Source organism: Mycobacterium lentiflavum, from assembly GCF_022374895.2.
GTDB lineage: Bacteria > Actinomycetota > Actinomycetes > Mycobacteriales > Mycobacteriaceae > Mycobacterium > Mycobacterium lentiflavum.
The window spans coordinates 1,298,980-1,322,794 of record NZ_CP092423.2 but is presented as its reverse complement, the minus strand read 5'-3'; the positions used below and the strand labels follow the sequence as shown (position 1 = coordinate 1,322,794).

The window sequence follows — 23,815 nt, the reverse complement described above, 5'->3', positions numbered from 1 at the left end:
TTTGGCACAAGCCCCCGCCGGGCGAAATCAGAGCCAGCCGGTGCGTGCGGCGGCAACCGGCTCGGCGGGCGCGGGGGCCAATTCCCCGTCTCGCACGCCGTCCAGCATCCGCTTCACCGCCGCGACAATCTCCGGCGCGGCCGCGGCAAGTCCGGCCTTATCGGCCTCGGGGACCTCGTCGGGTTCGACGCCCGCCCGCGCCAGCACGGCGGCCGGATCGGCCAGCTGCTCGGCCAACCACGACACCGGGTCGGCTGACAGCTCCGGGACGAAGTGCCGGCGCCCGGGTTCCCAGCCCTTGAACTTGGGATGGTGATGGGCCCGGTCCAACGTCCCCGGCGGGCTCTCGGTGGACCCGAACAGATCGACCCGCCAGACCGGACGGTTGAAGGCGATCGGGATGCCCGCGTATATCGATCCCTGCGGCTCGGCCCGATCGACGACACGCAGTTCCAATCTGACTCCCCGTTCCGGGGTTTCCTGACCTTCGTTCGGGGTCGGGTCGACGAAGAACATATCTCCGACGACTACGCCCAGGGTCTCGAATCCAAACGCTGCAAGCATATTTCCGAGAGTAGACCCAGGCGGCCACCGAGCCGGCACTAAGAACTGATGGACAACGCAGCGTCGAGTAGTTCGGCGAGGTGTTTCCAGTAGAACCAGTCGGCGACGGCGCAGCGCTGCGCTACCGGGTCGGCGGCGGCGTAAGCATCGTTGACGACGGCGCACTGGGCATGACTGACGTAGGTGTGGAAGGCCTGCAGGTGTGGCGTCTGACGAAGGGGGTCGCCGGTAGCCATGGGTTTCATCACTTGCAGCCACAGTCTGATGCGCTCATTTGCGGGCAGGTTGGCCTCCACCGGCGCCGGCGGCAGCAATGCGAGCAACTGCCCGTCAGGCGTCTGCGCCAACCGCTCGGCCGCTTCGGGATTCACCACCTCTAACCGGGAGCGGCCAATCATTTCCCCGCTGTCGGGGATGTCATCGGGGTCGAGCACCAGCTGGGCCACCCCCGGGTCGGAACCGGCGAACTGTTCCGCAGTGCCGATTACCGCGCGCAACTCCGCATGGCGATGAGCCACCCAGCCTTGCACGGCCACCACCGGGTAAGTGGCCCAGGTTGCCCGCTCGGCGGCCGGAATCGTGTCCTCGGCTGTGGCCATGAATACCGGCTCAGGCAGTTGCACGCCGTCCGGGATATAGGCCAGCCCGTAGCTGTTGGCCACCACGATTGCGCCGTCGGTGGTCACGCCGGTTACCCAGAAGAACCCGAGGTCCGGCACTTTGTCGCCGACGGGGGCGTTCAACGCCGCCGCGATGCGCCGCGCCAACTGCAGCGGATCGGCCCCCCGTCGGCGCGCGGCATCGGCGGTTGCGGCCTCGGCGATCGCGTCGCGTTCAAGCCGAGCCGGTGAAACCGGAATCGCCGCAATCACATTGACTTCCGCCACCTGACTCGCATCGATCGACTCACGGTGCGCAACGCTATCGGCGCGCGGCGCCGGACGATGGGTCGCAGCGGCCGGTCGGACCCCGGCGGACTGGCCTGCAGGCATTCGACCGGCCGGACCGCCCAATCCCGGCACCCCACCACCCGGCCCGGCGCCCGAAGCGGACCCGCTGGCAGCACCGCCGCCCGCCGCACCCGGGGCCATCGGCATCGCCGGCATTACACTCGCACTGGCGGGTGCTACCCGCGGCGAATCATCTTGCGGCCCAACTCCATACGGCGCAGCGTCCGGGAGCCCCGGACCGTCGTCACTGCCATCGCGCTCCGATGCCGCCGGGCTACGGACGGGCGGCGGAGTCGGTGACCGTCCGCTGTCCGGGGTCGCGTGACCGGGCGTTGCGGCAGCGGGTGTCGCGGGCGAGGCCGGCGACGAGCCCGGAATCGTCGGCACGCCAAGACCGGGCCGCGACGGCTGCGAAATTGCCGGTCCTGGCGGCTGCGGAATTGCCGGTCCTCGCGGCAGCGGGGCGACCGGTCCCGGCAGCGTTGGATCGGTATTTGACGGCTCGCCGTCGCCGGGCCGCACGGGCGGCGCCTTCTGGTCCAACAAGTCCTGAAGTGCGGTGTCGGGCGGCGTCCAGGCCTTACTTGCCAGGATCTGCTCGGCAGTCGCGGTCACCACGGCAGCGTTTGCCTCGTGCGTGTTGGTGACCACCGCACGGATCGCTTCGGTCCGCTCGGTGTCGGTCAGCCTGAATTCGTTTGCCAGAGCGTCGATCTTGCGCTCGGCGACGTCCACGTTGTCGTAGATGTCTGACTTTGCTTGAATGATCGATCTGGCGATATTCCTGTGCCAGGTGATCACGGTGGCAAGGCCGTTCTGCAGCGTCGTCAACGCTTCAACGAGTGTTCCTACTTCGCGATCGGCTGCCCCGGAGGCACTTCCCGACCAGACATCGCTGTCGAAGATCTCGAGCTGCTGATGCCGGCAGTTATCCGCTACATCGCTGACCTGCCGCAACACCCGCATGTATTGCTCGGCGCGGTCAAAGTTGATGTCCTCGTCGGACTCCGGCCACGCGTTCGGGGCAAGCATCTCCGCGGCATACTCACCCGTCGGCGGCGCCAAGCCCATCGATCACTCCTCGTTTACTCCTCGTTCCAAGACTGCCGCCTACTGCTTGGGCACATCGTTGGCAGCGCGCAAACCGATGACACCCTCAGTCCACGACCGTTCCTCGGTATACAGCGCTTCCTCATCGCCTTCCACCCGCTTGCCTTTACCGCCCTTGTCCCCGCCGGCGGCGGGAGCGCCTCCCATGCCACCGCCCATGGCGCCGGGCGTCCCGCCGACTCCTGGGACTCCGCGACCCGGGCCCGCGGGCCCCGCGGCGCCGGCCTTGGGCGTCGCACTGTCCTCTCCCCAGGACTGCAATGGCGTCCCTGGCCCACCGGCCCCGCCGAACGATGCCGGTTTGACCCCACCACCGTGCGGAAGCTTGGGCCCCCCTTGGCCTTTCAGGTCTTTCAAGGCGTCAGCGATCGCCGGGTCGGGCTGGGGTGCCGAAGGCATCATCGGCATCATCGGCATCGAGGGCAGACCCGAAAGTCCGCCGCTGCCCCCACCCCCGGGCGTGATGTTGGGGTCATTCGCCGGATCCGGTTTCGGCGGTGGCCTTAAAACGTCCTTCGGCTTCGTCGCGGGTTTCAAATTATGCTTTTTTCTCTCCTCCAATTCCGCGGCCCATTCCCACTCCCAGTATTGGTCGGGGGTGGGCACGAATGGTTTCGGGGGTTTCGGCTTGTCGACGTTTTGGGCCGGGGGCGGCGCATCCGGGTTGACCGGTGCCACGCTCTTCAGACTTGCTCGGTACGGGGCAATTGCCTCCAACGATTCCTTCGACACCCCCGTGTAAAACGTAGGCCACCAATTCGGATATTTTCTGGTGAAGTTCTCGCCCGCGGGTGACAAGATGAATTTCTCCAGGTCCACGAATGTCTGGTGGTCATATTTGATGCGCCCGTCAGCCCGCCAATTGCCCGCGTAGACATGGTCCTGGCGAGCCTTTTTGTGCGCATCCACAACTGCTCGCGCCTGGTCAGCCAGCTGCTGGCACAGTGTCGCCATCGCGTTCAACCACGTTGCGTACGCGTTGAAATTGGCCTGGACCTTCTGACACGCGCCGGTGATGTCGTCGCTGCTCCATCCCTCGATCGGTACGAATCGCTTTGTGGCATCGCGTAACACCGACTTGTACTGCTCCCACGCATCCGCGAAGCGAGCCAGCGATGCGCCCTGATCGCTTTCCTCGAGTTGCCGCGCCGTAACTTCTACCTCTCGGAACTCGGTTGGGATCGGGACAGGGGCGGCGAGAACCGATCCTGCGCCAAGCGTCGCCGGGCCGAAATCCTCATTTGCGGCCCCAACCATGACCGCCTGCGGCGCGGACGTTTCATTCCCGAGGGCCGCCGCGCTCCCCTCGTCGATCACTTCGTAGGCGAAGGCCGCGTTGCGCAGCGACTCGGCCAGACTTTTCCACTCCGTTTCTGCACGCGAAATCTTGTCTCGCATTTGGTCAGCGCCGTACGCAAGATCGGCGACCGCATTTCTGACGAAGTCGAGGGTGCAGGCCGGTTGGGGGTTGTCGGCGGGCGGGCGTCGGAGCGGGACCTCCAGCACGTCGGCTCGCTGCTTTAGTTTGTCGGGGATCACCGTCAGCGTCATGGTGAATCATCTCCTAGCGGCCACAGGGCATGGCAAAGCGGACGACCAACGTCGCTGAGATTTCATCACAGATCGCCACCGGCAACTGGCGAACCGGCAACGTGGGTTCGGGGACATCTCAGCACCCCTTCGACGACACCTCCGCGTCACCCGCAGTTAGCCTAACCTGAGCTTGGGGCACCTACCCGCACCAATATTCGAGTCGATGTGCGCGGCGCCCCCACCGCCGGCGGCCACCTTGCTTAACCGTAGTACCCTACGGGGGTACCGTTCGGCGCAGGTCAGAAGGCGCGGCCGCCAGTTGATCGGCGACTTCGCGCTGCGGTGGATCATGAGATGTCCAGGGCGCCAGCCGGGTTCGGGTGGATCACCGCGGTGAACTGGATCGTGGCTCTCGGGTTCGCGGTTGCGGCGCTGTATTGGTCAAGCCGTTGCGCCGCCCGGCGGCAGTCCGCGCGCTTGGAACCGCTCTATCAAGCGTGCGCTGCCGCCGGCACCGCGGCGATGTTCTTCACCCAACTCAGGTGCAGCGCCTAAGCCGCCAGATCGTCGGCGTCCTTGAGCATCTGCTCCATTTTCTTCATGGCGCGCTTGTTGCGGCGCCAACCCCGAACGGTGGCGATGGCGGTCCTGAGGCCGCGCCGCCGGCCGGTCTCCGGATCGGTACCGGCGAAGTCGGCACCCAGTTCGGCGAACATCCGCTCGCTGCGAGTTTCCGGCGCGTCGTCGGCGTTGTCCAGCAAGTACTTGTTAGGCAAGGACAGCTTGGCCAACGTGCGCCACGTCTTGCCGTATTGCACCAGGAATGAGCCTGTGGTGTAAGGCAAGTCGTACTTGTCGCACAATGCGCGCACTCGCACCGAGATCTCGTGCAGCCGGTTGCTCGGCAGGTCGGGGTACAGGTGGTGTTCGATCTGGTGGCACAGGTTGCCGCTCATGAACCGCAGTGTCGGCCCGGCATCGAAGTTGGCACTTCCCAGCATCTGGCGCAAGTACCACTGGCCCTTCGTTTCGCCGATCATGTCGGTCTTGGTGAATTTCTCTGCGCCATCAGGGAAGTGGCCACAGAAGATCACCGCGTTGGCCCACACGTTGCGGATCACGTTGGCGACGGCATTGGCCTTCAACGTGGACGTGTACGTCGCGCCGGGTGACAGCGAGGTCAGCGCCGGGAACGCGACGTAGTCCTTGAGCAGCTGACGGCCGGCCTTGGCGAAGAACTCTTCCGTGCGCTCCCGCGCGTCGTCCTGATCCATCCGCTTCTTGACGATCTTGCCGATCTCGACGTGCTGCAGGCCGACGCCCCACTCAAAACCGAGTGCCAGCAACGTGTTCCACACCAGGTTGAACAGATTGAACTTCTTCCAGCGCTGGTCGCGGGTGACGCGCAGCATGCCGTAGCCGACATCGTCGTCCATCCCGAGAATGTTCGTGTACTTGTGGTGCACGAAGTTGTGGGTGTAACGCCAGTGCTTGGACGACCCGCTCATGTCCCACTCCCACGAGGACGAGTGGATCTCCGGGTCGTTCATCCAGTCCCACTGGCCGTGCATGACGTTGTGGCCGATCTCCATGTTCTCGATGATCTTGGCCACGCCCAGGGTCACAGTGCCGGCCCACCATGCCGAGCGCCGCGAGCTCGCGGCCAGCATCAGTCGGGCGGACACTTCCAGCGCACGCTGCGCTGCGATGGTGCGACGAATGTAGCGGGCATCCCGCTCGCCGCGTGAGTCCTCTACGTCCCGGCGGATAGCATCCAGCTCAACGGCCAGGGCCTCGATATCAGCGTCCGACAGATGCGCGAATACTTCGACGTCTGTGATCGCCATCGTTCTCACCTCCCGGCGTTCGATTCTGTGGTTAGTACCTACGCTATCGTAAGCTACGACTCCGTAGGTTACCTATGAGTAATACTTAAATGTCGAGCACACAATCGCCGGACGCGGCCGACACGCAGGTCTGCACCCGGCTCCCGGGCTCGTGTTCTTGCCCGGTCCGCAGGTCACGGACGTGACCTTCCAGCAGGGGTACCACGCAGGACTGGCAGATACCCATCCGGCACCCGAACGGCATCTGGATTCCGGCGCCCTCCCCCGCATCCATCAGCGAGGTCGCGGCGTCGGCGGCCACCGTGCGACCGGTTCGGCCGAAGGTCACCGTTCCGCCCTCCCCGGCCGGTGCCGCCTTGGCCACCGCGAACCGCTCCAGGTGCAACCGGTCGCTGATGCCCGCGGCCGCCCAGATCTTCTCGGCCTGGGTCAGCATGCCCTCTGGTCCGCAGGCCCAGGTTTGACGTTCGCGCCAATCCGGCACCTGGTCGTCGAGCCGGGCGAGGTCGAGCCGCCCCTGCGCCCGGGTCTCGCGTACCTGCAACCGGTACCCGGGGTGCACCGACGCGAGCGCGGTCAACTCGCTGCCGAACATCACGTCCGATTCGGTCGGCGCCGAATGGACGTGCTGAATATCACCGATTTGCTTGCGGCGCACCAGCGTTCGCAACATGGACATCACCGGCGTGATCCCCGATCCCGCAGTGAGGAACAGAATCGACGGCGGAGCCGGGTCGGGAAGGACGAAGTTGCCCTGGGGAGCGGCCAGCCGCACGATGGTTCCCGGCTCGACGCCGGCCACCAGGTGGCTGGACAGGAAGCCTTCCGGCATCGCCTTGACGCTGATCGTCACGGTGCGCTCGGGGCCGGACCCCGACCGCGCCACCGGGCTCGACGTCAGCGAATACGACCGCCAGCGCCAGCGGCCGTCCATCCGCAGTCCGATCCCGATGTACTGGCCGGGCTCGAAGTCGAAGCTGAAACCCCAGCCCGGCTTGATGACCAGGGTCGCGGAATCCTCGGTCTCGCGGCGAACCTGCACGATGCGGCCCCGCAATTCCCGCGCCGACCACAGCGGGTTGGCCAGATGCAGATAGTCGTCGGGCAACAGCGGGGTTGTGATGCGCGCAGCGAGCTGGCGCAGCGCATGCCAGCCGGGATGCCGCTCCGCCCCCGCCACCGTGGGGCGCTTGGTGTCGACCACATTCGCGGTGACCGATTGAAATTTCCTACCCATAATGAAAGCTACGGTACCGTAAGTTACGTTATCTTTTCCAGGTCCACGGTCCCGGATTGCGTCACAGTGCCGACGTGTCGTGGCCGTCACAACAGGTCGAGCAGGAACGGCAATTCCTGGGCGGCATACCAGGCCAAATCGTGGTCCTGGGCGTCGCCGACGATCAGGTCGGCGTCCTCATCCCCCAGGTCAGCGGCATCGATGGCCTCAATCGCCTTCGCGACCGCCGCTTCGGCGCCGGCGTTGTCGACGTAGGCCGCGACCACCTGGGCCATCGAGACCGGCCCGGCGATTCTGACCACGGCGTCGTCGAGATCGGGACGGAAGGTGAGGTCATCGACCTCGGCCGCCAGCACCGCGCGCCGTGGCCGCGCCGCCTGATCCGGTTGCCCGGCCTCCTGGGCCGCCAGCAGGCGCAGCGAAGCCAGCGCCGCCTCACGCAACGCCACGTCGGCGAGCTCGTCCTCGTCGCCTTCCGCATAGGCCTCGCGCAGTGTCGGCGTCACCGCGAAAGCGGTGCCGTTGACCGGCCGCAGCGAGTCCTCGGCGACGAGCTGTTGCAGCATCGCCAGGGTGGCCGGAACGTAGACCTGGATCGCACCCATCCCTAGGCCTCGATCAAGGTCGACGCGTAGTCGTCGACATACGTCGACAGCTCGCGCGGCGGACGCTGGTAGTTGCCGCTGACGACCGGACGTTCGGGCAAATCGACCTTCGGCACGTCGACATCGTGGTAGGCGATGCTGGACAACAGGTGGTGCATCATGTTCAGCCGCGCATGCTTCTTGATATCGGATTCCACTACGTACCAAGGACTTACCGGCGTATCGGTGTGTACCATCATCTCGTCTTTGGCGCGCGAATAGTCCTCCCAGCGGTACACCGATTCCAAGTCCGTCGTGGACAGTTTCCAGCGCCGGACGGGATCGTTGCGGCGTGCCTTGAAACGGCGCAACTGTTCGGCCTCGGAAACCGAAAACCAGTACTTGCGCAGCAGAATCCCGTCGTCGATCAGCATCTGCTCGAAAATCGGAGTCTGCCGCAAAAACAGCGCATGTTCTTGCGGCGTGCAGAATCCCATCACTTTCTCAATGCCGGCGCGGTTGTACCACGATCGGTCGAAGAGCACGATTTCGCCCTTCGACGGCAGATGCGCGATATACCGCTGGTAGTACCACTGGCCGCGCTCTCGATCCGTCGGCACCGGCAAGGCGGCGATATTGGCGGTACGGGGACTGAGGTATTCGGTGATCCGTTTGATGGCGCCACCCTTGCCCGCGGCGTCGCGGCCCTCAAAGAGCACCACGATTCGCGCGCCGGAATGCCGTACCCACTCCTGTAGCTTCACGAATTCTGCTTGTAGCCTGAACAATTCGGCTTCATAGACGGCATCGGAGATCCTGGCAGCGTTGCGCGCCGGCGACTTCTTTTTCTTCGCCTTTGCCGTTGCGCCGTCATTCGAAGTGCTCACATCAACGAATGGTATCTCCACACACCAATTTTCACCGCTACCTTCTAGCGGGAAGCTTCGAGTAGTTCCTCGAGTGATTGCTTCAACAACGCCGGGAGCAGGTCGACATCGCTCATCGCCTCGCGATCGGCGTTAATTCCGAAATACAGCGTCCCGTTGTAGGACGTCACACCGATCGCCAACGCCTGATTATGCAGCAGCGGTGGCACCGCGTAGGTCTCCAGCAGTTTGGTGCCGGCGACATACATCTGCGACTGGGCTCCGGGCGCATTGGTGATCAACAAGTTGAACAAGCGCGCCGAGAAGCTGGTGGCCACCCGGATGCCCATGGCGTGCAGGGTCGGTGGCGCGAAACCCGACAGTGTGACGATGGTCCGGGCGTCGACCAACCGGGCGGCCGACGGATTGGATTCGGTCGCGTGCGCGATCTGCGATAGCCGCACCACCGCGTTGCCCTCACCCACCGGCAGGTCGACCAGGAACGGGGAGACCTGACTGATCATCTGGCCGGGACCCGTCGAGTCGTGTTGGTCCTCGGCATAGACCGATAGCGGTGCCATCGCCCGAATGGTCGCGCTCGACGACACGGCCATTCCGCGTGACATCAGCCAGTTGCCCAGCGCGCCGGTCACCACGGCCAGCACCACATCGTTGATGTCGCAGTCGTAGCGCGCGCGCACCGTCCGGTAGTCCTCGAGGCTTCCGCGCGCGACGGTGAACCGCCGATGCCGCGAGACGGTGGCGTTGAGCGGGCTGCTGGGCGCGGTGCCGCGCGCGACCGTGCGCGCGAAGTCGAAGACCCGACGACCCACGTTGAGCAGTTCGCCATAGTTCGTCGCCGCCCCCGCCATCGCGGAGCCGACGGCCTGCAACTGCGTGCCCGGGCCCACCACCCAGTCGGTGAGCGCGCCGAGCAGCAGCCGCGTCGAGCCGGGTTCGCGTTCCGGGATCCAGATGTCCTCGGGGAACGGCGCCGGCTGCCGGGTTCGATCGGCGATCACATGGCCGATCTCCAGCGCGCTCATCCCGTTGATCAGTGCCTGATGCGACTTGGTGTAGAGCGCGACCCGATTGTTGGCCAGGCCTTCAACCAGGTACATCTCCCACAGCGGCCGCGTCTTGTCCAGCGGCCGTGCGGCCAGCCGGGCGACGAGCTCGTGCAGCTGCTCGTCGCTGCCCGGCGACGGCAGCGACGAGCGCCGCACATGGTAGGTGATGTCGAAATCGGCGTCGTCGATCCACACCGGCCGGGCCAGGCCGACCCCCACTTCGCGTACCTTCTGCCGATAGCGAGGTATTTGCGGCAACCGCTGTTCGACGGCGGCGAGCAGCGTCTCGTAACTCAATCCGGCGCGCGGGCGCTGCAGGATGGACAGCGATCCGACGTACATCGGGGTGGCGGTGTTTTCGAGCCGATAGAAGGATGCGTCCGATGTGGACAACCGGGTCACCATTGCGGCCCTGGCCTCCTAGTTCAATCCTTCGGTTTCCCGATGTTCCCGCTCACCGTAATCGTCCGCTAGGGCACCACACGGCGCGGGTACGCGCGATGCCGAATTGTGCGATGATGACCGGCAATTGAAAGACCAATTGTCTGTCACTCTCCTGCAGGCCGCTCGTTCACCGATGACTTGGAGAGTGCGCGTTGACCATCAGCTCCGTAAATCCCTCTCACCGTGCCGATTTCGCCGTCATGCCGGTCGTCGAGTACGAACCGCCGCCACGGGCGGTACCGCGCAACGTCGCCGGATGCCGGCAGCCGGCCGTCGCCCGCCGAAGCGGGGGTGGGCCGCGCCGGCCCTACAGCGGGCGGCCGGTCAGGGAGCCCGAGCCGATCGCGGCGGTCTGGTCCGAGGCAATGCGTCAGGCGGCGGCCTTCGCCGACGCCGCGCTGCGCCGGGTGCTGGAGGTCATCGATCACCGGCGGCCGGTCACCCAGCTCCAGCCGCTGCTGGTGCGCGGCCTCGTCGACTCCGTGCTGTCGGTCAGCCAGTCGCGCGGCGGGCGCCCGGGCGCCGCGGTGCTGCGCCGGATGCGGCTGCAGCCGGTCGGGCACCGGGATCCGGAGACCGCTGCCGAGGTGTTCGGCTCCTACAGCCGCGGCGACCGCATCCACGCCATCGCCGCTCGGGTGGAGAAGCTCCCCACCAGCACCGGAATCCGGTGGCAGGTGGTGGCCCTGCACATCGGTTGATTGGCTAGGCCGGCGATCCGGCTCCTCCGGGCTGGGCGCGCACAGTTTGCCGCCATCCAGACCGAGTTCATAGCCGCCGGGCGGCGCTAGTGTTGCCGAATGGATTCAGACACGGTCAGCGTCGAGCGGGTCATCAAAGCACCGCCGAACAGGATCTTCGCGCTACTGGCCGACGCCGGCAAACATGCCAGCTTCGACGGTTCGGAGTCGGTGAATCGCTGCACGCAGGACTCGGTTCCCCTGACCAAGGGTTCGACATTCGGGATGGCGATGCGGGGGCGCAAGGAGACGCTGTTCCTCCCCTACCGCACCACCAACACCGTCATCGAGTACGAACCGGACCGGCGCATCGCGTGGAAGACCACCGCGATGGGCGGCCGGGTGGGTGGCCGTATCTGGCGCTACGAGCTGGCTCCGACCCCGGACGGCACCGCTGGCACCCTGGTCCGCGAAACCTGGGACGTGTCGCAGGACAGGCAGAAGGCGATGATCACCCGCGGCTCGATGCCGCAAAAAACCGCCGACGGCATGCGCGCCACCCTGGACCGCATCGCGACGCTTGTCGAGGGCTAGTGCTGGCCGGCCGGCGCGTGCGGGTGCCGCCGGGTCCCGGGCACCAGCGCCGGCACCTCGCGGCGGTAGGCACGGTACTGCTCGCCCAGTGACGCGACCAGGTCGTGTTCTTCCAGCCGCAACGCGATCAGGATGTAACCCGTTGTGGCGACGCTGAACAGCAGGTGCCCGACCGTCATCGTGGGCGTCGCCCAGAATGCGATCAAAAAGCCCAGCATCAGCGGGTGACGCACCAACCTGTACAGGTAGCGAACACGAAAGTCCAATTCGCGGTAGGGCTTTCCGCGCCAGGCCAGGTACACCTGCCGCAGGCCGAACAGGTCGAAGTGGCTGACCATGAAGGACGAGAAGAACACCGTCGCCCAGCCGAGCCAGAACAACGCCCACACAACCACGCGTGCCGCCGGCAGACGCACGTCCCACACGAGGTCGGGCAGCGTGCGCCACTGCCAGTAGAGCAGCAATAGCGCGGCACTCGCCAGGATCACGTAGGTACTGCGTTCGATCGACGTGGGCACAAATCGGGTCCACCATCTCTTGAACGCGGGACGCGCCATGACGCTGTGCTGAATTGCGAAAACACCAAGCAGGAGTGCGTCAATCAGCACCGCCGGGCCGACCGGGGCCGAGAGCGCATGGTCGACGCTGCGGGGCACCACGATGTTGCCGACGAATCCGATCGCGTACACGAACGACACCAGGAACAGCAGATAAGCCACTGCGCCGTAACAGATTGTCAAATATCGACTCATGCGTTGATTGTCCGCCGAATCCCGCGCAACGGAATGGGGCGAGTGCCTCAATTTTCTGCAGCTGGTGACGACAACCCCTGTTGCAGGGCATACATGCTGGCGCCGATGCGATTTGAGACGCCGATCTTGGCGTACGTTCGCTCCACATGGTTGCGGGCGGTCTTCTCGCTGATCACCAGCGTCGCCGCGATTTCCTTGTTCGACGCGCCGCGCGCGACCAGGCAGAGCACCTCGATCTCGCGCGGGGTCAGACCGTCCGGACGTGGCTTGGGCCGTTGGGCGGGCTGGCCCGCCGCATGCAACACCGCTTCGACCGCGACGGAGTCGAGCTCACCGGCGCTCACCCGCTCGTGCAACCGCCGAATCGCCGCGTCGGACGATAGCTCATTGCGGTAAGGCCTTGGCTCACAAGCGGATTGGTAACTGACCGCAGCCCCGAGGATACGGTCGGGCAGGCTCAGCGCGGTACCGGCAAGTCCGCGTGGATATCCCGATCCGTTCAGGCATTCATGGTGGTTGCCGGCGACTTCGGCCAGCCGCCCAAGACCACGAACCTGGTTGAGGATCCGGGCGGTCAGATAGGGATGCAGTCGCACCCGCTCGAATTCGCCCGCGGTCAACGACCCTGGCTTGGACCAGATTTGATTCGACACGCCGATGCGGCCCAGGTCGTGAACGTGGCCCGCACGTCACGTCAGGGCCGCCGAGGCGGCGTCGACGCCGGCCGCCAGTGCCGCATCACCGGCGAGCCGGGCCACCGCACGCGAATGTCCAAGGGTGAAGGGGCATTTGAGGTCGACAAAGTCGCCGAACGCGACAAGCAGTGCGTCCAGCCCGTTGTCGTCGAGCCGTTGGTGACGATCGGGCGCCTCGCGCACCGCCGCGGCCCACGCATCGCCGGGGCCCGGTCCGGCCAGGATCGCGTCGGCATGGCGGATGAACGTGTCGACGACCTTCGGGTCGAACTGGCCACCGCGGCGGCTGCGAGCCATCGCCACGGCGCCCTCGACACCGTAGGTGCGGTGGTGCACCTCGACCATGTCGGCGAGTTGGGCAACCCGCATCTGGATCGGAATCTCGTCGCCGTGTGCACCGGCGGGCAGGCCGCCGCCGTCGTAGCGCTCGAAAGTGAACGCAAGCGACGCCTGGACGTCGGGGCCCAGGCCGATGCAATCCGCCAGCAGCGCCGCGGAGGTGCAGTGCGAGTGGATGAGTCGGGACAATTGACCACGCGCATTGGCGAACAGGGTTGCCATGATGGTCAGCCGCTGTGCCAACGGCTGACCGCGACCGATGTTGCCCAGCAGGAATCGCCAATACGGCAGGCCCGACCAGTCGACCAGATACGAGTCATGGCGTACCGCAATGTCATCGCCGAACCACCGCGCGTATTCATGGGAGTCGGCGTGACATCCGATCCACATCACAAGTGTCGTGTAGTAAACGCAATCGCGTTGCGCGTCGGTGAGTCCCAGCCGATCCGCGAGCCGGGTCGCGATCATCGCCGCGCGCAGCATGTGCTCGGCGGGCTGTCCCAATCCGAGGTCGATCGCCACGGATAGCGCCGCGAGCAATTCGGCCCGGCTGGGCGCCTCGCCCGCCGGCGCCGGCTCGGCTGTGTGCGACGGCATCGGCCCATTGTCTCCTTCGGTCGCGGGCAAGTCAGCAAATCGAGACAGTGCGCTGCACGGCGCGGTGACGGCCCGGGTCGAACGCCTCGAGCCGACCGCCCCCGGTCACGAACAGGCCGCGCTGCGGGCCCCAGAAGTCGGCCAGGCGGGCCTGCCGCGGCAACGGGGTCACCGCGCCGAGGTCTTCGCCGCGCCACACCGCGCGCGAATCGCTGACGGCCCAGAATCGCTTGGGGGCGATCATGAATCGTTGGCCGTTCGGCGCCTTGCCGGACAGCCGCACCCGCCCGGCGCCCAGCAGCGGTCGGGCGACCCACCCGAGAACGCCGAGCGCCCATTGGTTGGTCCACGCCCATCCGGGCAATCGCGGCGCGATCGCGCTCATCAGCCGGGTCGACGGGCTGGTCCCGAGATCGAGATGCCATTCGAGCAAGCCGGGAATCCGGATATACAGCGACCACGGCGTCACCCAGGCGACGTCGATTTCGCACCGCACCGCGTCGTTCGGCGTGGCCGAGCTGAAGAAGCGGGAGCAACTGAGCTCGCCAGGGCTGGTCGCGTAAAACGTCCATACGCCGGCGGCATCGCGATGCCATACCGACCGGTAGCCCGGCGCGAACGACGACGTGGGTATGCAGCGCAGTGCGAGGTAATGCCCGCTGGCGAAGGGAAGCCCCAAAACCCCGAAACCGGCGAATCTTTCGTCGTCACCGGGGGGCAGCGTGGCGTTGTGCAGAACGGCCGCGGCGGCGTCGGCGGGAGTGTGCAACGTATTCATGCATCGATGCTGCGCGGCACCACCGGACCCACGCATGAGGCTTATGCCTCAACTCACGGTTAGCGCCGCGAACGTGAAGTTAGTTTCACGTTGGGCGCCGAGTGTGAAACCAACTTCACACTCGGCGTTGAGCGCTCGGTGAGTCGCGCGGCTAGCGCTTCTTGACCGACTTCGGCGGCTTGGCGCCCCGGCCCTGCTGGCGGGCGGCCGCGCGGCGCTCGCGCCTGCTGGCCCCGGCGGGCACGCCGGCCGGAGTCTTCTGCGCTCCGCCGCCGTTGCGCTGGACTTCGGCCGAACCGTCTTCGGCCGGACCGGAATACGAAAGGGCGGGCGGCTCACTGTCAAAATTGTCAATACCCTTAGCGCGCAAGGTGCTTGGAGCCTGTTCGCGCACCGCGGCAGGCGCGGCGGCGGATTCGCCCTGCTGCTGTTCTCCGGCCGCGGCGGCGGTAGCGAACTCCGCTAGCCCTTCCGGCGTTTCCACCGGCGCGACCTGCGGAGCCGGAACCGCCTCCACGCTGACGTTGAACAAGAAGCCGACCGACTCCTCTTTCATGGCGTCCAGCATGGCCATGAACATGTCGTAGCCCTCGCGCTGGTACTCGACCAGCGGGTCGCGCTGCGCCATCGCGCGCAGCCCGATGCCCTCCTTGAGGTAGTCCATCTCGTAGAGGTGCTCGCGCCACTTGCGGTCGATGACATTGAGCAACACGTTGCGTTCCAGCTGTCGCATCGCGCCTTCGCCGGCGATCTCCTCGAGCTCGGATTCCCTTGTGGCGTAAGCCCGTTCGGCGTCTTTGACGAGCGCCTCGAGCAGCTCCTCGCGGGTGAGGTCGTCGTGCTCGGAGTCCGCGTCCCGACGCGTGAGCGACTCGTGCTCGATCCCGACCGGGTACAGCGTCTTGAGCGCCGACCACAACGCGTCGAGGTCCCAATCCTCGGCATAGCCTTCGGTTGTCGCGCCGTCGACATAGGCGGTGATGACGTCACGGACCATATCGAGCGCCTGCTCCTGCAGGTTCTCGCCCTCGAGAATGCGTTTGCGCTCGGCGTAGATCACCTTGCGCTGCTGGTTCATCACCTCGTCGTACTTAAGGACGTTTTTGCGGACCTCGAAGTTCTGCTGCTCGACCTGGGTTTGGGCGCTCTTGATGGCACGGGTGACCATCTTGGCTTCGATCGGCACATCGTCGGGCAGATTCAGCCGGTTGAGCATCGCCTCGAGCGCGGCGCCATTGAACCGGCGCATCAACTCGTCACCCAGTGACAGGTAGAAGCGTGATTCACCCGGGTCGCCCTGCCGGCCGGAGCGGCCGCGCAGCTGGTTGTCGATACGGCGCGACTCGTGGCGTTCGGTGCCCAGCACGTACAGCCCGCCGGCCTCGATCACCTCTTTGGCCTCGGCATTGGCTTCTTCCTTGACCTTGGGCAGTTCCTCGTGCCAGGCCGCTTCGTACTCGTCGGGTGTCTCGAGCGGGTCGAGACCCCGCTCGCGCAACCGCTGGTCGGTGAGGAAGTCGACGTTGCCGCCCAGCACGATGTCGGTACCGCGACCGGCCATGTTGGTGGCCACGGTGATGCCGCCACGGCGCCCGGCCACCGCGATGATGCCGGCCTCCTGCTCGTGGAACTTCGCGTTGAGCACGTTGTGCGGGATGCGACGCTTGGCGAACTGCCGCGACAGGTACTCCGAGCGCTCGACGCTGGTGGTACCGATCAGGACCGGCTGGCCCTTCTCATAGCGCTCGGAGACGTCGTCGACGACCGCGATGTACTTGGCCTCTTCGGTCTTGTAGATCAGGTCGGACTGGTCGGTGCGGATCATCGGTTTGTTGGTCGGGATCGGGACCACACCGAGCTTGTAGATCTCGTGCAGCTCGGCCGCCTCGGTCTGGGCGGTACCGGTCATGCCGGCCAGCTTGTCGTAGAGCCGGAAGTAGTTCTGCAGCGTGATCGTGGCCAGCGTCTGGTTCTCGGCCTTGATCTCGACGTGCTCCTTGGCCTCGATGGCCTGGTGCATGCCTTCGTTGTAGCGGCGGCCGATCAGCACCCGACCGGTGAACTCGTCGACGATCAGAACCTCGCCGTCCCGGACGATGTAGTCCTTGTCGCGGTTGAACAGCTCCTTGGCCTTCAGCGCGTTGTTCAGGTAGCTGACCAACGGCGAGTTCGCGGCCTCGTAGAGGTTGTCGATGCCCAGCTGATCCTCGACGAACTCAACCCCGAGTTCATGCACACCGACGGTGCGTTTGCGCAGGTCCACCTCGTAGTGGGTGTCCTTTTCCATCAGCGGGGCCAACCGGGCGAACTCGAGGTACCAGTTCGAGGCGCCGTCGGCGGGCCCGGAGATGATCAGCGGCGTGCGGGCCTCGTCGATCAGGATCGAGTCGACCTCGTCGACGATCGCGAAGGTGTGTCCGCGCTGCACCATGTCGTCGACCGAGTGCGCCATGTTGTCGCGCAGGTAGTCGAAGCCGAACTCGTTGTTGGTGCCGTAGGTGATGTCGGCGCTGTAAGCCACCCGGCGCTCGTCGGGGGTCATGTTCGCCAGGATCACCCCGACCTGCAGGCCGAGGAAGCGGTGCACCCGGCCCATCCACTCGCTGTCGCGTTTGGCCAGGTAGTCGTTGACGGTGACGATGTGCACGCCGTTGCCGGCCAGCGCGTTGAGGTAGGCCGGCAACACACAGGTCAGCGTCTTGCCTTCACCGGTTTTCATCTCGGCGACGTTGCCCAGGTGCAGCGCGGCGGCGCCCATCACCTGCACGTCGAACGGCCGCTGATCCAGCACCCGCCAGGCGGCCTCGCGGGCCACCGCGAAGGCCTCGGGCAGCAGGTCATCGAGGGTTTCGCCGTCATTGAGCCGGTTACGGAACTCGTCAGTCTTGGCCCTCAGCTCCGCATCGGTGAGTTTCTCGACGTCGTCGGACAACGTGTTGACATAGTCGGCCACGCGCTTGAGGCGCTTGACCATGCGACCTTCACCAAGGCGCAGCAGCTTCGACAGCACAGCTAGGTCCCCTGTGGGTAGGAGTCTTTAGTAAGGCGACTCCCATCGTAGGGGACGACCAGCTGATGGCCGCTGATCCTCAGGAGAGCCTGATCAGTCCGTAGTCATAGGCGTGACGGCGATAGACGACGGATGGCCGCTCGGTCTGCTTGTCGTAGAACAAGAAGAAGTCGTGTCCGACGAGCTCCATCTCGTAGAGCGCGTCGTCGACCGACATCGGCGTGGCCTGGTGTTCCTTGGTACGCACCACCCGACCCGGCTGATGGTCTCGGTCGTCGTCGCCGGCGTCGTGTTGATGCGGCTCGGCGGGCGCGTGGTTGTTGCGGAAAGCCCTCTCCGGCGGGGCCACCGCGGTGGCCTCGGCCAGCGAAACCGGGGTCTTTTCGCCGTAGTGCACCTTGCGGCGGTCCTTGCCGCGGCGCAGCCGGCTTTCCAGCCGGACTACCGCGGACTCCAGCGCGGAATAGAAGCTGTCGGCGCACGCCTCGCCACGGACTACCGGCCCACGGCCCCGCGCGGTGATCTCCACGCGCTGACAGGACTTACGTTGGCGACGGTTGCGTTCGTGCTTGAGCTCGACATCGAAAAGGTAGATGGTCTTGTCGAACCGTTCCAAGCGGGCGAGTTTCTGCGAGACGTAAACGCGGAAGTGATCGGGAATCTCGACGTTGCGACCCTTGAACACAACCTCGGCGGTGGTGGTCGGTTCCTGCGCATCGATCCTTGCCGGTGGTTCGTCCAGGAGCTGAGTGGAATCCACGGTGAGCCTTGACATACGTGACAACTCATTTCTCTTTTCACGTCGCACGCGCCCTGCGTGCCGGCTTTCTACAAGAAGCTTCGACGGGGTGGAAACGGTTTGCGGAAATCACCGCCGCAGGCAGCCCGCCGTCGCAAGGTGTCGAATACTCACCCCCTCCGCACGTGCCGTCTCAACCTGGGAAATCACGACCAGTGAGTCGGAACCAGTAGGTCCCGAAGAGTTGTTGAAGGTTGTCCTCGACGTTAGCTCGTGTTCGCCTCGCCGTGCCACCGATTTGACGAACCCGTAGCGAGTTCTTCACGTCTTCTTGGCAATTTCACTGGTTTAGCCCGAGATTCGCCGATTCAGGCGACCGCGATCGCCAGCACCGCCGCCACCCGCACTCCGGCCGCCGACAGGACCCGGACCGACTCACCCGCGGTCGCGCCGGTGGTGACGATGTCGTCGACGAGCAGCACCTCGGTGCGCGGCAACCGCCCATTCAGCAGCACCCGGCCGGCGACGTTGCGCTCGCGCTCGGCGGTGCCGAGACCCACCGAGTCGCGGGTCAGCGCGTTCATGCGCAACGCCGCGGCGACGGTGACGTCCGGATGCCGGCCCACGGCGGCTTGCGCCAGACGGGCGACCGGGTCGCCGCCGCGCCGGCGTGCCGCCGCGCGCCGGGTGGGCGCGGGCACGACGGTCAACGGGGTATCGACGATGCCCCAGGCGAGCAGCCGGTGAACACCCACGGCCAGCGCGCGGGCCAGCGGCGCGACGAGATCGCGGCGGCCCTGCTCTTTCAGCGCCAGAATCGCCTGACGACGGGCGCCGGCGTACCGCCCGAGTGCGAACACGGGTACCTGCGGGTCGATGCGCGGACTGGCCAGGTGCGGCTCGTCGGGCTTGACGAGAAGCTCCATGGCGCACGCGTCGCACCAGCGAGTCGACGCCGTCCGGCAGCCGCCGCACTCCAGCGGCAGGATCAAGTCGAGCACGGCCCCAGTGTCTCCGGCGGGGGTGACATCAACGGCCGTCGGCCTGAGCCGCGGCGACGTCGCCTTGCAGATCGCGACGAAGGTCTAGCGTTACCCCGGCAGCACCGGAGCGGCGCCACCGGTCATCAAACCCGGCACGTCCGACCAGGTCTGCTGGCTTTCCGGCGCGGACGCCGAATACTGCAGCACGCCTTGCGGTGCCGCGACGTAGACGGTCGACGGGTTGGCCGCGATCGCGGTCAACGGAATCTGCAGACCGTGTGCGGGGGCGTCGGAGTTCACCCCGTCGAGGTTCACGTACGAGACCGGATGGGCGAGGTCGTTGCGGGTCACCACCATGTCGTCGCCGGTGCGCCAGTACAGGGACACCACCGAATTGCCCAGCCCGAAACCCAACCGCCGGGGATAGGTCAGCGCATATTGCCCGGCCTGCGTCTGCTCCACACCGGCGAGAACGACCATGCCGCCGATCACCATCGCGGCCCGCGTGCCGTCGCGAGACAATTGCAGGTCGCTGATCGGGCCCGGAAACTTGCTCGCCACCGCCCCGGAATCCACCGGCAGGCGAGCGGGTTGCCCGGATGCCGGCTCCTGGATGGCCCGCAGCACGTTATTGCCGTCCACCACCACCCAGACCGCGTCGTCCAGCGCCCAGCTGGGGCGCGTCAGGCTGTGTCCGTCGGCGGATTGCACCGCCTCACCACCGAGATCACCGATCCACAGCGACTCGGCCATGTCCGGGGCGCCGCGGTGCAGCGTGACCACGGACGCCACCTGCCGGCCGCTGCGGGATAGCGCCGCGAGCGTCTGATCGCCCATCCGGCCGAATGCGCCGTTCACCGTGGTGGTCCGCTGCCCGTCCAGGCCGACCAGCGATCCGTTGATCAGCGCGTGCAACCCCGCTCCGGCACCGTCGGCCGCACCCGGGTCGGTGGCGGCGACGTCGGAGGTCGTCCACCCTTCGGCGAACCTGTCGTCCAGCGGTGCGCCGTCGGCATAGATCACATACGGACCTCTGATGTCGGCTCTGGCCAGCGTCCAAATGATCTGTGCGGCAAGCAATTGCCTACTGTGCGGATCGGTGGTGGACAGCTTCTGCAAATCGATGCGCGCGCCGCCGTAGCCTCGCCCGATCCCGTTCTTGCCGCCGTCGGCCCGGGTCACCGGCCCGCGCAGGCGCAGCGGCGGGGCGAGCAGGTTGCGAACCGTGTGCGCCATCTCGGGCCGGGGCCCCGCCAGCAGCTTGGAGATGAGTTCGGTGGGCAGCTGATCGTGATCGGAGACCGCGACATAGCGCGGATCGGGCACCACCGTCTTACCGGTCGGGTCGGCGAAGTAGAGCGTATTGCGCTTGTAGGTGGATTGAAACTGTTGCCAGTCCAGGAAAACACCGTTGGGCAGCTTGTCGATTCGCCAGCCACCGGACGTCTTGACCAGCTCGATCGGCCCGGGGTCGGGCAGCACACCCTCGGCCGTTTCGAACACCCCGACGTCGGACAGCGAGCCCAGGATGTCGGCCCGCATCGTCGCCGAAACACGTTCTGCACCACGGGTTTCGACGAACACCACGTGGTCGATGAGCAGTGCGCTACCGGCGTCGTCCCAGGCATTGGATGCCGACTGGGTGAGGAACTGCCGCGCCGCTAGATGCCGGTTCGCCGGATCGGCTGTGGCCTTGAGGAATTCGCGCAGCAAGACGTCGGGATCCATGCCGGGGGTCGGCTTGGGCAGATTCGACGGTGCGGGCCGCTCGACGGTGCCGATGGCCTGTGGCGCCGAGGTACTGGGAATCCCCGCGCAGCCGGCGAGCAGCACCGCCAGCAGCGCGACGAGGAGCTTCCGCCCGACGACGATGCGGGCCGAAACGGCCCGCTGAGGAGCCGGGCAATCCAGCTCCCGCCGCATCACGCGCCCCTTTCGGCGTGCTCATGTTGGCGCGAACGCTCTTTGCCGGCCGATTGCCCGGGCTCCCCGGCCGGCGGCGCCGGCTGTGGGATCGGCTTCATCGGCAACGGGCTGGTGGTGACCTTGTGGCCGCGGACCAGCGGAAGCGTCAGCCGGAAGCAGGCGCCCTGACCGGGCTCACCCCACGCCTCCAGCCGGCCCTGGTGCAGGCGCGCGTCCTCGACGCTGATCGCAAGACCCAGCCCGGTTCCACCGGAGCGCCGCACCCGCGACGGGTCCGAGCGCCAGAACCGGCTGAACACCAGCTTCTCCTCGCCGGGCCGCAGCCCCACCCCGTAGTCGCGGACGGTGACGGCGACGGTGTCTTCGTCGACGCCCATCCGGATGCGCACCGGTTTGTGCTCGGCATGGTCGATGGCGTTGGCGATCAGATTGCGCAGGATCCGCTCCACCCGCCGCGGATCGACTTCGGCGATCACCTCTTCGGACGGCATGTCCACCAGCAACTCGACGCCGGCATCCTCGGAAAGGTGGCCGACATTGCCCAGCGCGCTGCGCACCGTGGTGCGCAAATCGACTGCCTCCACGGACAATTCGGCCACACCGGCGTCGTGCCGGGAAATTTCCAGCAGGTCGTTGAGCAGCGACTCGAAGCGATCGAGCTCGTTGACCATCAGCTCCGTGGAGCGCTGCAGGGTGGGGTCCAGCTCGGAGCTGTGATCGTAGATCAAGTCGGCGGCCATTCGAACCGTGGTCAGCGGCGTACGAAGTTCGTGGCTGACATCGGAGGTGAACCGGCGCTGCAGGTTGCCGAACTCCTCGAGCTGAGTGATCTGCCGCGACAAACTCTCGGCCATATCGTTGAACGACACCGCCAGCCGCGCCATGTCGTCTTCACCGCGTACCGGCATGCGTTCGGACAGATGCCCCTCGGCGAACCGTTCGGCGATCCGCGACGCCGACCGCACCGGCACCACCACCTGCCGCGATACCAGCAGCGCGATTCCGGCCAGCAGTACCAGCAGCACCGCGCCACCGGTGATCATCGTGCCGCGCACCAGCCTGATCGTGGCTTGCTCACTGGCCAGCGGGAAGATCAGGTACAGCTCGAGGTTGGCCACCTGCGACGACGCCGGGGTGCCGACGATCAGCGCCGGTCCCGAAAAGCCTTCGGTGTGCACCGTGGCGTACTGGTAGGCCGCCTGCCCCGCCTTGACGAAGCCACGCAACGAGGCGGGCACCTGGTCGACCGGTCCGGCGGCGGTCGCGGCGCGCGGGCCGTCACCGGGCACCATCAGCACCACGTCGAACGCCCCGGCAAGGCCGGGACCAGACGCCGGATCGGTTTTCGAGGTCAACGTGTTGCGGGCCAGCTGCAAGCTGCTGTCCAGCGAGCGGGTCTCCTCACCGTTGACGATCCCGCCGACGGTGCCGCGCGCCCGCTCGATCTGTTCGATACCCGCCTTGACCTTGACGTCAAGAACGCGGTTGGTGACCTGGCTGGTCAGCACGAAGCCGAGCGCCAGGATCACCGCCAACGACAGCCCAAGAGTCAACGCCACGACTCGCAGCTGCAGCGAGCGGCGCCAGGCAATGCCGACGGCTCGACTCAACGCACTCATGCCCCGAGTCATGGGACCGGTGCGTCCCCAGCGGTGACCGTGAATACGTCGCCGCGAGCCCCAGATCAATGGCGGCGCTCCTCAGCATCGTGATGTCTTACACCGGCGCCGCCGCGGATCACGGAGGTCCGGCCTTGTAACCCACTCCTCGAACGGTCAACACCACAGTCGGGTTCTCGGGGTCTTTCTCGACCTTGGCCCGCAGGCGCTGGACGTGCACATTCACCAAGCGGGTGTCCGCTGGGTGCCGGTAGCCCCACACCTGTTCGAGCAGTACATCACGAGTAAACACCTGGCGCGGTTTGCGTGCCAGCGCGACCAGCAGGTCGAACTCCAGCGGGGTCAGCGAGATCTGCTCGCCGTTGCGGGTGACCTTGTGCGCCGGCACGTCGATCTCGACGTCGGCGATGGAGAGCATCTCGGCCGGCTCGTCGTCGTTGCGCCGCAGCCGCGCCCGCACCCGGGCCACCAGCTCCTTGGGCTTGAACGGCTTCATGATGTAGTCGTCGGCGCCGGACTCCAGGCCGAGCACCACATCCACGGTGTCGGTCTTGGCGGTCAGCATCACGATCGGAACGCCGGAATCGGCGCGCAACACCCGGCACACGTCGATGCCGTTCATACCGGGCAACATCAGGTCAAGCAGCACCAGGTCGGGCCGCAGCTCGCGCACCGCGGTCAGAGCCTGCGTGCCATCACCGATGACCGCAGTGTCGAAGCCCTCCCCACGAAGAACGATGGTCAGCATCTCCGCGAGCGAAGCGTCGTCGTCGACGACCAAGATCCTTTGCCTCATGGAGTCCATGGTGTCACCAGATCGGGACAAAACTCGGGCACCACACGGGCGTTTCGTCTTCTATAGGGGCAATTCGTGACAAATTTGTGCTATTCGGGGCCT

19 protein-coding genes and 1 pseudogene are annotated in these 23,815 nt (G+C 66.2%); 3 read left to right on the top strand and 17 right to left on the bottom strand.

Annotation, left to right across the window (positions count from 1 at the left end):
* Positions 1-27: 27 nt before the first annotated feature.
* From MJO58_RS06390 to MJO58_RS06380, 3 genes are read right to left on the bottom strand one after another with little or no spacing between them, the layout of a single operon-like run.
* On the bottom strand, positions 28-564 hold the full coding sequence (locus MJO58_RS06390; protein ID WP_090600756.1) for a hypothetical protein: 537 nt from the start codon (positions 562-564) through the stop codon (positions 28-30).
* 38 nt (positions 565-602) lie between these two features.
* Positions 603-2,585 (bottom strand): EspK C-terminal domain-containing protein, encoded by a 1,983-nt coding sequence (locus MJO58_RS06385; protein ID WP_239722327.1) that lies wholly within the window; start codon positions 2,583-2,585, stop codon positions 603-605.
* 39 nt (positions 2,586-2,624) lie between these two features.
* Positions 2,625-4,175 (bottom strand): PPE domain-containing protein, encoded by a 1,551-nt coding sequence (locus MJO58_RS06380; protein WP_239722326.1) that lies wholly within the window; start codon positions 4,173-4,175, stop codon positions 2,625-2,627.
* A gap of 336 nt (positions 4,176-4,511) precedes the next feature.
* Between MJO58_RS06380 and MJO58_RS06375 the strand changes: the two genes are divergently transcribed.
* Positions 4,512-4,712 (top strand): DUF5134 domain-containing protein, encoded by a 201-nt coding sequence (locus MJO58_RS06375; protein WP_239722325.1) that lies wholly within the window; start codon positions 4,512-4,514, stop codon positions 4,710-4,712.
* Here the strand turns inward: MJO58_RS06375 and MJO58_RS06370 are convergent.
* The 5 genes from MJO58_RS06370 to MJO58_RS06350 form a co-directional block, all read right to left on the bottom strand.
* Positions 4,709-6,004 carry a fatty acid desaturase family protein gene (locus MJO58_RS06370; RefSeq protein WP_090600753.1) on the bottom strand — a complete coding sequence of 432 codons (1,296 nt, stop codon included), beginning with the start codon at positions 6,002-6,004 and terminating at the stop codon, positions 4,709-4,711. The two genes, MJO58_RS06375 and MJO58_RS06370, sit on opposite strands and share 4 nt — an antisense overlap.
* 85 nt (positions 6,005-6,089) lie before the next feature.
* On the bottom strand, positions 6,090-7,241 hold the full coding sequence (locus MJO58_RS06365; RefSeq protein ID WP_239722324.1) for a ferredoxin reductase: 1,152 nt from the start codon (positions 7,239-7,241) through the stop codon (positions 6,090-6,092).
* An 86-nt stretch (positions 7,242-7,327) separates the two neighbouring features.
* Entirely contained in the window at positions 7,328-7,846 is a 519-nt protein-coding gene (locus tag MJO58_RS06360) for a DUF6912 family protein (RefSeq protein ID WP_239722323.1), read from the bottom strand.
* A gap of 2 nt (positions 7,847-7,848) precedes the next feature.
* Positions 7,849-8,712 (bottom strand): polyphosphate kinase 2, encoded by an 864-nt coding sequence (ppk2, locus tag MJO58_RS06355; protein WP_217493107.1) that lies wholly within the window; start codon positions 8,710-8,712, stop codon positions 7,849-7,851.
* 44 nt (positions 8,713-8,756) lie between these two features.
* Positions 8,757-10,166: a WS/DGAT/MGAT family O-acyltransferase gene (locus MJO58_RS06350; RefSeq protein ID WP_239722322.1), complete on the bottom strand. Its 1,410-nt coding sequence runs from the start codon at positions 10,164-10,166 to the stop codon at positions 8,757-8,759.
* A gap of 239 nt (positions 10,167-10,405) precedes the next feature.
* On the opposite strand from MJO58_RS06350, the gene MJO58_RS06345 reads away from it, so the two are divergent.
* The gene (locus tag MJO58_RS06345) at positions 10,406-10,906 is read left to right on the top strand and encodes an Rv3235 family protein (protein WP_239722321.1); all 501 of its coding nucleotides are present in this window, start codon (positions 10,406-10,408) and stop codon (positions 10,904-10,906) included.
* Positions 10,907-11,005: 99 nt separating this feature from the next.
* Positions 11,006-11,479, top strand: coding sequence for an SRPBCC family protein (locus tag MJO58_RS06340; protein ID WP_239722320.1), 474 nt, complete (start codon positions 11,006-11,008; stop codon positions 11,477-11,479).
* On the opposite strand, the gene mddA is transcribed toward MJO58_RS06340, so the two are convergent.
* The 9 genes and pseudogenes from mddA to mtrA form a co-directional block, all read right to left on the bottom strand.
* Entirely contained in the window at positions 11,476-12,231 is a 756-nt protein-coding gene (gene mddA, locus MJO58_RS06335) for a methanethiol S-methyltransferase (protein ID WP_239722319.1), read from the bottom strand. The genes MJO58_RS06340 and mddA overlap by 4 nt on opposite strands.
* Before the next feature lie 47 nt (positions 12,232-12,278).
* Positions 12,279-13,862: pseudogene (locus MJO58_RS06330) on the bottom strand (HD domain-containing phosphohydrolase).
* A 31-nt stretch (positions 13,863-13,893) separates the two neighbouring features.
* Positions 13,894-14,640 carry a hypothetical protein gene (locus MJO58_RS06325; RefSeq protein ID WP_239722318.1) on the bottom strand — a complete coding sequence of 249 codons (747 nt, stop codon included), beginning with the start codon at positions 14,638-14,640 and terminating at the stop codon, positions 13,894-13,896.
* Between the two features lie 151 nt (positions 14,641-14,791).
* Positions 14,792-17,650, bottom strand: coding sequence for a preprotein translocase subunit SecA (gene secA, locus MJO58_RS06320; protein WP_239722317.1), 2,859 nt, complete (start codon positions 17,648-17,650; stop codon positions 14,792-14,794).
* Between the two features lie 79 nt (positions 17,651-17,729).
* Complete coding sequence (hpf, locus tag MJO58_RS06315) at positions 17,730-18,410, bottom strand: ribosome hibernation-promoting factor, HPF/YfiA family (RefSeq protein ID WP_434086356.1); 681 nt, start codon at positions 18,408-18,410, stop codon at positions 17,730-17,732.
* Between the two features lie 347 nt (positions 18,411-18,757).
* The gene (locus MJO58_RS06310) at positions 18,758-19,390 is read right to left on the bottom strand and encodes a ComF family protein (RefSeq protein ID WP_239722315.1); all 633 of its coding nucleotides are present in this window, start codon (positions 19,388-19,390) and stop codon (positions 18,758-18,760) included.
* A 90-nt stretch (positions 19,391-19,480) separates the two neighbouring features.
* Positions 19,481-21,295: an MtrAB system accessory lipoprotein LpqB gene (gene lpqB, locus MJO58_RS06305; protein ID WP_239722314.1), complete on the bottom strand. Its 1,815-nt coding sequence runs from the start codon at positions 21,293-21,295 to the stop codon at positions 19,481-19,483.
* Positions 21,295-22,986 carry an MtrAB system histidine kinase MtrB gene (gene mtrB / locus MJO58_RS06300; RefSeq protein ID WP_239722313.1) on the bottom strand — a complete coding sequence of 564 codons (1,692 nt, stop codon included), beginning with the start codon at positions 22,984-22,986 and terminating at the stop codon, positions 21,295-21,297. The genes lpqB and mtrB overlap by 1 nt, the downstream gene beginning before the upstream one ends.
* 49 nt (positions 22,987-23,035) lie before the next feature.
* Positions 23,036-23,722 carry a two-component system response regulator MtrA gene (mtrA, locus tag MJO58_RS06295; protein ID WP_007168097.1) on the bottom strand — a complete coding sequence of 229 codons (687 nt, stop codon included), beginning with the start codon at positions 23,720-23,722 and terminating at the stop codon, positions 23,036-23,038.
* Positions 23,723-23,815: the final 93 nt, after the last annotated feature.